This is a genomic window from Nocardia sp. NPDC004278, assembly GCF_053602975.1.
On the sequence record NZ_JBSGEQ010000008.1, the window covers coordinates 1 to 12,423 of the forward strand.

The 12,423-nt window shown below is 66.6% G+C and carries 10 protein-coding genes; 6 read left to right on the plus strand and 4 right to left on the minus strand.

The window, feature by feature from the left end; translation table 11 throughout:
- Positions 1-251: 251 nt before the first annotated feature.
- The 3 genes from ACWEO2_RS14300 to ACWEO2_RS14310 all read right to left on the minus strand — a co-directional run bounded on the left by ACWEO2_RS14300 (position 252) and on the right by ACWEO2_RS14310 (position 3,688).
- Positions 252-1,028 carry an FAD-binding oxidoreductase gene (locus ACWEO2_RS14300; RefSeq protein WP_452405704.1) on the minus strand — a complete coding sequence of 259 codons (777 nt, stop codon included), beginning with the start codon at positions 1,026-1,028 and terminating at the stop codon, positions 252-254.
- Between the two features lie 8 nt (positions 1,029-1,036).
- A complete protein-coding gene (locus ACWEO2_RS14305; RefSeq protein ID WP_452405705.1) occupies positions 1,037-2,194 on the minus strand; it encodes an FAD-binding oxidoreductase in 1,158 nt (385 codons plus the stop codon).
- 558 nt (positions 2,195-2,752) lie between these two features.
- Positions 2,753-3,688, minus strand: a complete 936-nt coding sequence (locus tag ACWEO2_RS14310) for an NADP-dependent oxidoreductase (RefSeq protein WP_452405706.1) — start codon at positions 3,686-3,688, stop codon at positions 2,753-2,755.
- A gap of 300 nt (positions 3,689-3,988) precedes the next feature.
- On the opposite strand from ACWEO2_RS14310, the gene clpB reads away from it, so the two are divergent.
- The 5 genes from clpB (at position 3,989) to pyrE (ending at position 10,663) form a co-directional block, all read left to right on the plus strand.
- A complete protein-coding gene (clpB, locus tag ACWEO2_RS14315; protein WP_452405707.1) occupies positions 3,989-6,547 on the plus strand; it encodes an ATP-dependent chaperone ClpB in 2,559 nt (852 codons plus the stop codon).
- 476 nt (positions 6,548-7,023) lie between these two features.
- Positions 7,024-7,863 carry a DUF5666 domain-containing protein gene (locus ACWEO2_RS14320; RefSeq protein WP_452405708.1) on the plus strand — a complete coding sequence of 280 codons (840 nt, stop codon included), beginning with the start codon at positions 7,024-7,026 and terminating at the stop codon, positions 7,861-7,863.
- A gap of 158 nt (positions 7,864-8,021) precedes the next feature.
- The gene (locus ACWEO2_RS14325; RefSeq protein ID WP_452405709.1) at positions 8,022-9,161 is read left to right on the plus strand and encodes a hypothetical protein; all 1,140 of its coding nucleotides are present in this window, start codon (positions 8,022-8,024) and stop codon (positions 9,159-9,161) included.
- A gap of 69 nt (positions 9,162-9,230) precedes the next feature.
- A complete protein-coding gene (locus tag ACWEO2_RS14330) occupies positions 9,231-10,091 on the plus strand; it encodes an SDR family NAD(P)-dependent oxidoreductase (RefSeq protein WP_452405710.1) in 861 nt (286 codons plus the stop codon).
- A gap of 5 nt (positions 10,092-10,096) precedes the next feature.
- On the plus strand, positions 10,097-10,663 hold the full coding sequence (gene pyrE, locus ACWEO2_RS14335) for an orotate phosphoribosyltransferase (RefSeq protein WP_452405711.1): 567 nt from the start codon (positions 10,097-10,099) through the stop codon (positions 10,661-10,663).
- 106 nt (positions 10,664-10,769) lie between these two features.
- On the opposite strand, the gene ACWEO2_RS14340 is transcribed toward pyrE, so the two are convergent.
- On the minus strand, positions 10,770-11,063 hold the full coding sequence (locus ACWEO2_RS14340) for a putative quinol monooxygenase (protein WP_355181609.1): 294 nt from the start codon (positions 11,061-11,063) through the stop codon (positions 10,770-10,772).
- 299 nt (positions 11,064-11,362) lie between these two features.
- Here ACWEO2_RS14340 and ACWEO2_RS14345 point away from each other — a divergent pair, with 299 nt between their 5' ends.
- The gene (locus tag ACWEO2_RS14345; RefSeq protein WP_452405712.1) at positions 11,363-12,421 is read left to right on the plus strand and encodes a beta-ketoacyl-ACP synthase 3; all 1,059 of its coding nucleotides are present in this window, start codon (positions 11,363-11,365) and stop codon (positions 12,419-12,421) included.
- The last annotated feature ends 2 nt before the right edge of the window (positions 12,422-12,423 follow it).

The following is a 12,423-nucleotide window of genomic DNA, read 5'->3' on the forward strand; positions in this document are numbered from 1 at the left end:
CGTCCGAGCCGTCGAGACTTGCGACTGCGTCGCATGCGCTTCGACGACTCGGACGCGAGACGGGCCGCGAACGGGTCGCTCGTAAGACTCGCTCCCTTGTGGTCGCCTCGTGCGGGCAGTTCGGCGCTCGAGGTGCACCGCGCAATGGCCGAGACTCGCGCCTGCGGCGCATGCGCTTCGACGACTCGGACGCGAGACGGGCCGCGAACGGTCGCTCGTAAGACTCGCTCCGTGGTGGTCGGGTCCGGTTGTTAAAGTCCCTCGAATTGTATTGCGGCAGCGGGAGTTCCGGTTTCCACCAGCCGATCCAAGGTCACCCGGACCATATTCGGTGAGCCGCAGACCAGCACCTGATGGTTGTTGAACGCGCCGTGTGAAGCAACCACATCCGCGAGCGTGCCGAAGAGCATGTCATCGAGCGGGAATCCGATATCCACCCGCGAATGCTCGTACCACTCGTCGACCCAACCCGGGTCCTCCGGGCTCTCGATGACGGGAATCACAGTGAGCCAGGGCAACTCGTTCGCCAGCAGGAACAGCATGTCGTCGGCGTACAGATCGCGCGGGGAGCGGCCGCCGGTGAACAGATAGGTGGGCGGCGGATCCTCGTGTCGGGCGAGTTCGAGGATCTGGGCGCGCATCGGGGCCAGGCCGGTGCCGCCCGCGATCATCACCACCTCATCGCCGTACGGGTCGACATTGAAAGTGCCAAGGGGAGCGCCGATCTGCCATTCGTCGCCGGGTTTGGTATCGGTGACGATGCTGCCGCTGCACCAGCCGCCGGGCACCGTGCGCACATGGAACTCCAACTTGCCGTCCAGCGACGGCGGCAGCGCAGGGGAGAATCTGCGGCGCATGCCGGGATGCTGCGGCACCCGGACCTCGACGGACTGCCCCGCGAGGAACGGGACGTACTCGCCGATCAAGCGGATCACCGCGACATCGTGGCGCAGCCGATGGTGACCGACCACCGTCGCCTTCCATTCGGGCGCGGAACCATTGCCGAGCGAGCTCGGATCTATTGTCATTGCTTCTCTCACACGGGATCTGAGCTGATTGCCCACTCTGGGGTGCCGACCGCCATGAGGGCACGGCGGGTATCGGCGATCATGCGGGCCGACCCGGAGATCTGGATCTGGCGGTCGGCCCAGGAACCGAAGCTGGCCACCACCGCGCCCAGATTTCCGATCAGGCGGCGGTGCATGCCGTACGGCTCTTCCTGCGGCGGATGCGGATACCACCACGGGTTGGTCTTCTGTTCGCACACCGGGACCACGGTCAGCCAGGGATTGCTCTGCGAGAGCTGCCACATGTTCTCGACGTCGTACAGATCGCAGGGGTAGCGCCCGCCGATGAAGAAATGCACGCGCGGGTTGATACCGCGCTGGCCCATCTCGATCAGTTGTGCGCGCAGCGGGGCGATGCCGGTGCCCGCGCCGATCAGCAGCACATCGCGGCCGCTTTCGCGATCGATGTGCAGGCCGCCGAGCGGACCCGCGATCATCCAACGGTCGCCGACCCTGGTCTCATTGACAATGGCCGGGCTCACCCAGCCGCCGCGGATCTTGCGAACATGGAATTCGATCTCGCCATACGGATTCGCGGGAATGGCGGGCGATAGGTAGCGCCACATCTTCGGCCGCTGCGGCAGCGAGATCGGCACATACTGCCCGGCCTGATACGGGATCGGACTATCGGATTGCAGCCGCACGATGGCCAGATCCTCGAGCACCCGGCGATGGCCGACGACGGTCGCCTCCCAATACGGCTGCGACTTGTCGGAGTTGGCGCCGATGGCCATGGATGCGGAGATCAGTATGGTGATATCGCGCCAGCCCTCCTCGAGCGCGCGATTCCACATCGGCCCGTTGAACACCCGAAACGCGGCCAGCAGTGCCCGCCCGGCGATATCGTAGTGCGCGGCGATGACACCGAATTTGCGGTGATCGCGCGCCAGCTGCTCCAGGAACTTCTGCGCCCGTCCCCAGTCCTCGAGATTGTCGAGTACGAAATGGATGGCGGTCACCAGGCGCTTGGCCTGCATCTCCATCGCGGGCGGGAACAACTCCCGCAACTCTGGCTTCTCTGCGAACAGATGACCATAGAACGCACTGACCAACCGCTCGGGTCCGTTCGGCGATTCGATCACCGAGCGGAAGTTGGCGCGGACCAGCGCTGCCGAACGCGCATCCACGAGGTGGAGCTTCCTTTCCCTCTATGTGCTGCCCAGGGACATGTCCGTAACCGGCGGTCCTCCGCCGTCAAGTATCCCTGAAAGTCCCGTGGTCGTGTGGGTATGGCCGATCACGCCCGCGCCAACGGTAATCCGTGGGCAAATCGGGTCTGCTGTGGGCCTGACATGCAGGATAGGCGAACAGCCTGGCAGGCGGGTTACCGCTGGGTCAACTCGCCACGTTGGCGCGCACCGCCGGGGCGACCGATTCGGCGTAGCGGTGCACCTGTTCGACGGGGTCGCCCTCGGTCGGCCAGCAGATGAATGCGTCGATGCGCTGGTCGCGGTGCAGGGCGGACAGGTCGTCTACCCAGCGCTCGGGCCCCTCCAGAAAGCCGTGGTCGGTGCCGTCATCGGTGATGGTGCCGGAGAGGTTGTAGACCCGGCGGATGGCGCGGGTCGCGCTGCGCCGCGGCGGCGGCTTCCGGCTGGAGGTTATCGGCCTCCGGAATCAGGAAGAGGCCGAATTCGGTGGACGGGATGGCTTGTCGCGGGTGCGCACGCCGACATTCCGACGTTTCAGATGGCTAGCACGGTCTTGCCGCGCGCCCCGGCGGCGCCGATGACCGCGGCGGCCGAGGCCAGCGGGACGGTGGCGTCGATCGGCACCACCACATCGCCCTCCGCGACGCGCTCGAGCAGGCGCGTCAATTCCGGTGCGCGGCCGGAGGATTCGATATTGCCGCCATTGATCCCGCGGTTGCGCAGCGCCTGCTCGTCGGCGGCCCAGATGGTGGAGTAGACGGTGCCGCCGTCGCGGACCAGCGCGGTCAGCTCGGCCAGCGTTTCGGGCGGGCTGACCAGGTCGAAGAGCACGTCGACCCCGCCGGGATGTGCGGCGGCGATCTGCTCCGCGATCGGGCCCCGGGTGTAGTCGACGGTCTCGGCCGCGCCCAGCCGGGTCACCTGGTCGGCGGCCGCGCCGCGGGCGGTCGCGATGACGTGCGCACCCGCCATATTCGCCAACTGCACCAGGAACGAGCCGACACCGCCGGTCGCGCCGATGATCAACACCGTCTGACCCGGTTCGATCTTGCTGGCGTCCACGATGTCCTGGGCGGTGACGCCCGCGGTCGGTAGGGCCGCGGCCGCCACGGTCGGGACCCGGTCCGGGATCCGAACCAGTGTGGCGTTCTCGGGCAGTACCGCATACTCCGCGAAACTGCCGTGGCCGACGGGCGGGACCAGGAATTTGCCGACGACACGGTCGCCGACGGCGAATCCGGTGACGCCGGGGCCGATCGAGGACACCGTGCCCGCGCCGTCGACACCGAGGATCATCGGGAAATCGTGCGGCAGCTTGCCGTCCAGAATGCCATTGGCCATCTTCTGGTCGAAGGGGTTGACGCCCGCCGCCTCCAGTTGCACTCGCACCGCGCCCACGCTCGGCTCGGGCATCGGCATTTCGGCCAATTCGGGTGTTGCTCCGAAGCTTCGTACCACGATCGCGCGCATCCATCGCTCCTCGGGTTGGGCTGGATTGTGGTGCATAAACCAGGGCAAAGGCCATCGTAGGCATCCTTATGCCATAGACCCTGTGATTGATGCCATTCGGCAGTGTCGCGGCGTAGCGTTCATCACGAGTCTGTTCAGGTGTCGGGCGAATCGGTGCGGTTCGTTCAAAAAACTAAAGTTGAGCGGAACAGACTCAACCTTTCGGACGTTGAACGGTGCGAAGCGGTGCGAGCCGCGCGGTGGAACCGCGTGGATTCCGGCGAACTCGACACCGCGCATCGACTAGTAGGAAGGTGACTTGTGGACTCGTTCAATCCCACCACCAAGACCCAGGCGGCCCTGACCGCCGCCCTGCAGGCCGCCTCGGCCGCGGGCAATCCGGAGATTCGTCCGGCGCACTTGCTGGTGGCGTTGCTGGATCAAACCGATGGCATCGCCGCCCCGTTGCTCAAGGCCGTCGCGGTGGATCCGGCGACGGTTCGACACGAGGCGCGCGACATTGTCGACCGGCTGCCGCGCGCAACCGGTGCGACCACGACACCGCAGCTCGGCCGGGAGGCACTGGCCGCGATCACCGCCGCCCAGCGCCTGGCCACCGAACTCGGCGACGAATACGTCTCGACCGAACACGTCCTGGTCGGCCTGGCCGAGGGCGATTCGGATGTAACCATGCTGCTGAAGAAATACGGCGCGACCCCCGACGCGCTGCGTGAGGCGTTCACCGCGGTGCGCGGCAGCGCGCGGGTGACCAGTCCGGATCCGGAGGGCAGCTACCAAGCGCTGGAGAAGTATTCGACCGACCTCACCGCGGCCGCCCGCTCCGGCAAACTCGACCCGGTCATCGGCCGCGATACCGAAATCCGCCGTGTCGTACAGGTTTTGAGCCGTCGCACCAAGAACAACCCGGTGCTCATCGGCGAGCCGGGCGTCGGCAAGACCGCCATCGTCGAGGGTTTGGCCCAGCGCATCGTGGCCGGTGATGTGCCGGAGTCGTTGCGCGGCAAGTCCGTTGTCTCGCTCGACCTCGGTGCGATGGTGGCCGGCGCGAAGTACCGGGGTGAATTCGAGGAGCGGCTCAAGGCCGTACTCGAGGAGATCAAAAGCAGTGCGGGGCAGATCATTACCTTCATCGATGAGCTGCACACCATTGTCGGCGCCGGCGCGACCGGCGAATCCGCCATGGACGCCGGCAATATGATCAAGCCGATGCTCGCCCGCGGTGAACTGCGCCTGGTCGGTGCCACCACGCTGGAGGAGTATCGCAAGTTCATCGAGAAGGACGCCGCCCTGGAGCGCCGCTTCCAGCAGGTGCTGGTCGGCGAACCGTCGGTGGAGGACACCATCGGCATTCTGCGCGGCATCAAGGAGCGCTACGAGGTGCACCACGGTGTGCGCATCACCGACTCCGCGCTGGTGGCCGCGGCCACCCTCAGCGACCGCTACATCACCTCCCGGTTCCTACCGGATAAGGCGATCGACCTGGTCGATGAGTCGGCGTCGCGGCTGCGCATGGAAATCGATTCGCGCCCAGTGGAAATCGACGAGGTCGAGCGCGCAGTGCGTCGCCTCGAGATCGAAGAGGTCGCGCTGGAGAAGGAGACCGATGCGGCCTCCAAACAGCGTTTGGACAAGTTGCGCCAGGAACTCGCCGACGACCGCGAGAAGCTCAACCAGCTGATGACCCGCTGGCAGAACGAGAAGAGTGCCATCGATCAGGTCCGAGTCCTCAAGGAGGAGTTGGAATCGCTGCGCGGTGAATCCGAGCGCGCCGAACGCGATGGTGATCTCGGCAAGGCCGCCGAACTGCGTTACGGGCGGATCCCGGCACTGGAGAAGCAGCTCGCCGAGGCCGAAAAGGCCTCTGCGACAGCCGGTGACGGCGAGGTGATGCTCAAGGAGGAGGTCGGCCCCGACGATATCGCCGAGGTGGTCTCGTCCTGGACCGGTATTCCGGTCGGCCGCATGATGGAGGGCGAAACCCAGAAGCTGCTGCGGATGGAGCAGGAGTTGGGCAAGCGCGTCGTCGGCCAGGCCGAGGCGGTGCAGGCGGTCTCCGATGCGGTGCGCCGGGCCCGAGCCGGAGTCGCGGATCCGAACCGGCCGACGGGTTCGTTCATGTTCGTCGGCCCGACCGGTGTCGGTAAGACCGAGCTGGCAAAGGCGTTGGCGGACTTCCTGTTCGACGACGAACGCGCCATGGTCCGCATCGATATGAGCGAGTACAGCGAAAAGCACTCCGTCGCGCGGCTGGTCGGCGCCCCGCCCGGCTACGTCGGTTACGACCAGGGCGGTCAGCTGACCGAGGCGGTGCGGCGCAGGCCGTACACCGTGGTGCTGTTCGACGAGATCGAGAAGGCGCATCCGGATGTCTTCGACATCCTGCTCGCCGTACTCGACGAGGGTCGCCTGACCGACGGCCAGGGCCGCACGGTGGACTTCCGCAACACCATCCTCATCCTGACCTCGAATCTGGGTGCGGGTGGCGATCGGGACTTCGTCATGAACGCGGTCCGCGCGGCCTTCAAACCGGAATTCCTGAACCGCCTCGACGATGTGGTCATGTTCCACGCCCTCGACGAGGAGCAGCTGGAATCCATCGTCGACATCCAGCTCGACCAGCTACAGAAGCGGCTGTCGCAGCGCAGGCTGAAGCTGGACGTCAGCGATTCGGCCCGGTTCTGGCTCGCGGTGCGCGGCTACGACCCGGTCTACGGCGCCCGCCCGCTGCGCCGCCTGATCCAGCAGTCCATCGGCGACACCCTCGCCAAGGAACTGCTCGCCGGTGAGGTCACCGACGGCGACACCGTCGCGGTCAACGTGACCCCGAACGGCGAGGGCCTGATAGTCGGCCGCGGCTGACCCAACCGCCCGCCCACTCGCGCGGCCCGGCTCGCGATCAATCGCGACCGGGCCGCCGTTGTATCCACGGCAGAGCGAGTCATGCGAGCGACGCCCGCGGCCATCTCGAACCCGCGCGAAGGCCGGGCCAGCGACTCGGTCGAGTCGTCGAAGCACCTGTACCGCGGCCATGAATCTCGGCCATCGGTACCGAATTGCGTGCTATCCCGCAGCCCGGTTCGCGATCAGTCCGCAGCCCGGCCGCTTCCGTAACTACCACGGAGCGAGTCTTACGAGCGACCGTTCGCGGCCCGTCTCGCGTCCGAGTAGTCGAAGCGCATGCGCCGAAGGCGCGAGTCTCGACTGCTCGGACGCGAGGCCCACCCGTCGCCCGACCACCACCCCTCATCGAATCGCTACGCGATGCTGAATATTCGGGGGCCGCGAACACGCCGCGCCGCAGGCGCGGCAAAGTGTCACAGCCTACCCTGGAGGCCATGACGAATCCCAACGATCCTTGGGCACAGCGACCGGAGGATGCGCCGACGGAACATATCGGTCCGCCGGGTAAGTCGGGGTTCGGGCAGGCGTCGCATTCGACGGACCACACCGAGGCGTACGGGCCGGGCGGTGCGACGTCGGTTTATCCGTCCACCGAACAATTCGATCCGTGGGCACCGCCGCCAGCCAACGCCACCAAGGAATTCCCGCCGTACGAGAGCCAGCCGCAGTGGGGCTCGTACGGCGAACCGTGGGCCGGGGGGCAGGATCCGACCCAGGTCGGTGCGTATCCCCAAGCGGGCGCGCAGTACCCGCCGGGTCCGCCGGGCGCTCCACTACCGCCCGACGAGCAGCCGCCGCGTAAGCGCAATACCGCCCTATGGATTGCCCTCGGCCTCGGTGTGGTCCTGTTGATCGGCGCGGTCGGTGTGGTCGCCGGCGTGGTGCTCGGCGATAAGGATTCCTCGTCGAGCACCGCCGCGAGCACCTCGGCGTTGCCGACCGCGGGCCGCCCAACCGGTACGGCCCCATCGGGTCAGCCGACGCCGACCCAGGCCATCCCGAGCCTTCCGGGGCTCGGCGGCATCGATAACCTCGGCGCGACCATGGGCACCATTTCCGCCAACTCCGGCGGCCAGCTGACCCTGGACACTCTCGGCGGCTCCAAGGTCACGGTGCGCACCACTGATAAGACCCAGGTGATCTCGCTGAAAGGCGGCAAGGCGGCCGATCTGCCGGTCGGCGACATGGTCATGGTGCAGGGCGATAAGGCCGCCGATGGCTCGATCGACGCGAAGATCATCATCAGCACCGCACTGCCAGGAGGAACGCGGTGAGACGGCAGCGGGGGAAGAATACGGGCGACCCGAGCAACCCGGGGACAGTGACGCGCGATCGCTCGGTCGGCTCGATAGGCGAATGCCTCACCTTCGATCGGCCCGGCGCGGGGCTTATGTCGGACTTCGTCCGACTGCGCATATTAGGGTAGGCGACGATGACGGCAATGTGGTTCGGGTTGGCGGCGATCGCGCTCGTTGGTGCGATCGTGCTGCTCTATTTCGATCGGGTCCAGCGACAGCGGACCGGTCATGCGCGCCAGGTCTGGGCGAAGGCCCAGGGCTATACGTATGTGTCGGTGGAACCGGCGCTCGCGTCGACCTGGCGCCGCGGTGCGCTGGCCAAACTCGGCTATCTATCCGCGGTGGACGTGGTGTCCGGAATTCGCAAGGGCGAGAAGTTCGTCCTCTTCGATCTCGAGGATGCGGCGACACTGGTCGCGGTGCGCAGGCAGATCGGTTCGGATATCGATGTGGATATGCGGCTCAAGACCGCCTCGCCACCCAAGGACGCCGATCTGGAGCTACTCGGCGCGATCGGCGACCGGGTGGTGTTCGCGACCAATCCGGAGATCGCCAGGCATGCCGTCGACCAGCGCATGGTCGCCTTCATCGAATCGCTGGCCGATACCGTGCAAATGCTCTGGAGTGAGGGCAACTGGACCCTCGGCATGCTGAATGTCGGTACGGCGGCCAAGGATTGGGAGACCGCCATCGATGCGGTGCTGCGGCTGTCGGGTCTGTTGCATGTGCTGCCGCCGGTCAGTGAGGTGCGCGGGGTGGACTCGGGTGGTCACGATCCGGGTCGGCCGCATCCGCGCAAATCGCGCTCGGCCGCGTCGGACCAGGCCGATCCGCCGGCGGGTGCGAGCCGGGGCGCCGCGCCGGAGCTGCGCAAGGGCGACCACGACGATCCGGACTACGCCGAGTCGGATTCGTCCTACGACGAATCGTCTTATGACGACAGCGATTTCGATCGGCCGAAGTACCAGGAGTCGCAGTACTCCGACTACGACGACTACGACGACGAACCGGCCGCGGCTCCTGAACCGCCGCGCCGCCCGAGCCTCGCCGTGGTCCCCGACTCCCGCTCGCGGGCCCGCGATGACCGCTGGGCAGCCGAGTCGGAGGACAACTGGCCGTCGGATGACCGTCCGGCGGCACGCAAACCCGCCCAGCCCGAGTCCATCCGGCCCGAGTCGGACGAGGACGATTGGCCGCCCGCCGAGCACACGGAACAGCCCGGCGGTCCGTTCCACCCTGGATTCCGTCCGTACCAGGGACCCGTGCCGCAGTGATGACCGTAGCGATTGTTTGCAGGTCGCTCGAAAAGATCAGCCGTGGGTCCCGTCGACCAGGATTGTGCAATGAACTCAGCATCGGATAGCGATTCGATCGGGGGCGGTGGTCGGGTGACGGGCGGGAGTGATAGTCCTGCGCGCCTGCCCGGCGCGATCCGTCCCGTCGCACTGATCACCGGACCGACCTCCGGCATCGGGCACGGATTCGCCGAGCGGCTCGCCGCCCTCGGCTACGACCTGGTTCTCGTCGCCCGCGACAAGGAGCGGCTGGACGCGCTGGCTGCGGAGCTGGAACGAAGATTCGCCACCCGCTCGGAGGTGCTGGTCGCCGATCTGGCCGAGGCCGCCGATCGGGAGCGGGTTGCGGCGCGCGCCGCCGACGGCGTCGAATTCCTGGTCAACAATGCGGGATTCGGGCAGTCGGGGGAGTTCTGGACCCAGTCGCCCGCGGCGGTGCAGGCTCAGCTCGACGTCAATGTCACGTCGGTGGTGCAGCTGACCAGGGCCGCGCTACCCGCGATGATCGCGGCCGCCAAGGGGTCGGTCGTCAATGTCGCCAGCGTCGCCGGTCTGATCCCGGGGCGTGGCTCGACCTATTCGGCCTCCAAGGCCTACGTCGTATCCTTCACGGAAGGGTTGGCGGGTGGACTGGCCGGAACCGGTGTCCGAGTACAGGCCCTGTGCCCCGGATTCGTGCACACCGAATTCCATGAGCGGGCCGGCATCGAGATGTCGTCGCTACCCAAGCAGCTGTGGCTGAGCGTCGACCAGGTGGTCGCCGGTTCGCTGCATGATCTGGAGAAGGGCCGGGTGCTCAGCGTGCCCGGTGTGCAGTACAAAGTGCTCACCACCGCCGCCGGAATGATCCCGCGGACCCTGGCGGCCCGACTGAATCGCGGCATGTTCAACGCACGCGGAAGGACTTAATACAGATGATCGACCAGGCAAGCAATGCGACCGTCGCGACGGAAGACCGCGACAAATTGGCCGCGCTGGTGCGTGAACTCGCCGTCGTACACGGCCGGGTCACCCTGTCCTCGGGCAAGGAGGCCGACTACTACGTCGACCTGCGCCGCGCCACCCTGCACCACGGCGCGGGACCGCTGATCGGCAAGCTGCTGCGCGAACTCGTGGCGGATTGGGATTTCGAGGCCGTCGGCGGTCTCACCATGGGCGCGGATCCGGTCGCGCTCGCCGTCATGCACGCGCCGGGCCGCCCGATCGATGCCTTCGTGGTGCGCAAGGCCGCCAAGACCCACGGCATGCAGCGCCAGATCGAGGGCCCGGATATCGTCGGCAAGCGGGTGCTCGTCGTCGAGGACACCACCACCACCGGCAACTCGCCGCTGACCGCCGTGCGCGCGCTGCGCGAGGCGGGCGCCACCGTGGTCGGCGTCGCGACCGTGGTGGATCGGGAGACCGGTGCGGATCAGGTGATCGCGGCCGAGGGGCTGGAGTACCGGTCCATCCTGGGATTGAAGGATCTCGCCCTTGGCTGAGTGCGGTCTGGGAACTCCGACCCGCCACCGACAACGGCCCACGACATCGTCGTCGATGGATGGTGATGGGCCGTTGGAGCTGTGGGCTCACTTCAGCCGGTGAGAATCAGCCGTCGTTGAATCGGCGAGCGTCTGCGGCGCGGACGATCGGCACATGTCCACCGAGTGCGATCGACTGGACCCGGGAGAACGAGGGGTGGGCGGAGAGAGCCTCGAAATCGGCATATTTCTCGATGGTGACGTAACGCTCCGGGTTGTCGACAGAACGGAGAACCTCGAACGACACACAGCCCGGCTCGGCAAGGCAAGCGCGGGCGACTTGTCGCAGCGCGTGGCCCAATTCGTCGGCATCTTCGGGACGGGACCACGCATCGGCGATGATGAGCAAAGGGGAATCCATTCCCGCACAGTAGATCACACGTGCCGTTCGGACCCTGTCCGGTGGTTTAGTCAACCCGCCAGCTCGGACCGCCTCACATCGGGTTGGATATCGGACGTCCGTGAAGGACGGCGTCACGGACTCTCGAGGGGAGTCTGCACGCGCGCTGTAAACTTCGAGTGCGGTCCCGGGTCGCAATCGCTGGTGGTCGCAGCGATGGATTGTGCTGAAACGCCGATGGTGGTGCGACCCGATAAGGGGATGCATGCGCCGAACGCAGCGAGGCGTTCGGAGACAGTGAAGGGTCGTGTGAGTTACCTGTGGTGAGCATTGCAGTCAATAAGAGTCGCGCGAATGTCGCGATGCTCGGTATCGGTGCTTACCGTCCGAAACGCCTGGTCAGCAATGAAGAGGTGTGCGAGGTACTCGACTCGACCCCGGAATGGATCTACGAGCGCACCGGCGTGCGCAACCGCCGGTGGATCAGCGGTGATGAGACGCTGCAGTCGATCGCGGCGGCCGCCGGTGAGCGCGCGATCGTCAATAGCGGTATCGACCGGTCCAAGATCGGTGCGCTCATCCTGGCCACCTCGAGCTGGCTGACGCTGACCCCGCACGGCGCCCCGAAGGTCGCCGATGACCTGGGGATGAACGGTATCGCCGCCTTCGATCTGACCTCCGGCTGCGGCGGTTTCGGCTACGGCCTCGGTGTCGCCGCGGATCTGATCCGAGCGGGCTCGGCCGATTATGTGCTGCTCATCGGCGCCGAGACGATGACCGTCGGACTCGATCCGACCGATCGCGGCACCGCGATGATCTTCGGTGACGGCGCGGGCGCGGTGGTGGTCGGCCCGAGTGAGGAGAACGGTATCTCCCCGACGGTCTGGGGCAGCGACGGCGAGAACGCCTCGGCGATCGCGCAGGATGTCGACTTCCTCGAGTACATGCAGCGGGCGCAGGCGCTGCAGGGCACCGATCCGGCCATCGAGCCCATCGGCCGGATGTCGCTGCGGATGGAGGGTCCGCGGGTATTCCGTTGGGCCGCGGTCACTTTGCCGCGCGCGCTGGCCTCGGCACTGGAGGTTTCCGGGGTGTCCAAGGAGGACATCGAGGTCTTCATTCCGCACCAGGCCAATGCCCGCATCAACGATCTGATGAAGAAGAACCTCGGGCTGTCCGATGACATCCCGGTGGCCAATGACATCGAGAACACCGGCAATACCTCCGCCGCGTCGATTCCGCTGGCAATCGAGGAGATGTTGGTGACCGGTAAGGCCAAGGGGGGCCAGACGGCGCTGCTGCTCGGCTTCGGCGCCGGGCTGAGCTATGCGGGCCAAGTCGTCACCCTGCCGCCCGCCCCGAAAGAGCCGAGCTTCTGATG

Bases quoted from the DNA above. Each gene is read 5' to 3' on its own strand.
- ACWEO2_RS14300 (WP_452405704.1), bottom strand. From the start codon at position 1,028: ATGACAATAGATCCGAGCTCGCTCGGCAATGGTTCCGCGCCCGAATGG.
- ACWEO2_RS14310 (WP_452405706.1), bottom strand. From the start codon at position 3,688: ATGCGCGCGATCGTGGTACGAAGCTTCGGAGCAACACCCGAATTGGCC.
- ACWEO2_RS14320 (WP_452405708.1), top strand. From the start codon at position 7,024: ATGACGAATCCCAACGATCCTTGGGCACAGCGACCGGAGGATGCGCCG.
- ACWEO2_RS14325 (WP_452405709.1), top strand. From the start codon at position 8,022: ATGACGGCAATGTGGTTCGGGTTGGCGGCGATCGCGCTCGTTGGTGCG.
- ACWEO2_RS14330 (WP_452405710.1), top strand. From the start codon at position 9,231: ATGAACTCAGCATCGGATAGCGATTCGATCGGGGGCGGTGGTCGGGTG.
- pyrE (WP_452405711.1), top strand. From the start codon at position 10,097: ATGATCGACCAGGCAAGCAATGCGACCGTCGCGACGGAAGACCGCGAC.
- ACWEO2_RS14340 (WP_355181609.1), bottom strand. From the start codon at position 11,063: ATGGATTCCCCTTTGCTCATCATCGCCGATGCGTGGTCCCGTCCCGAA.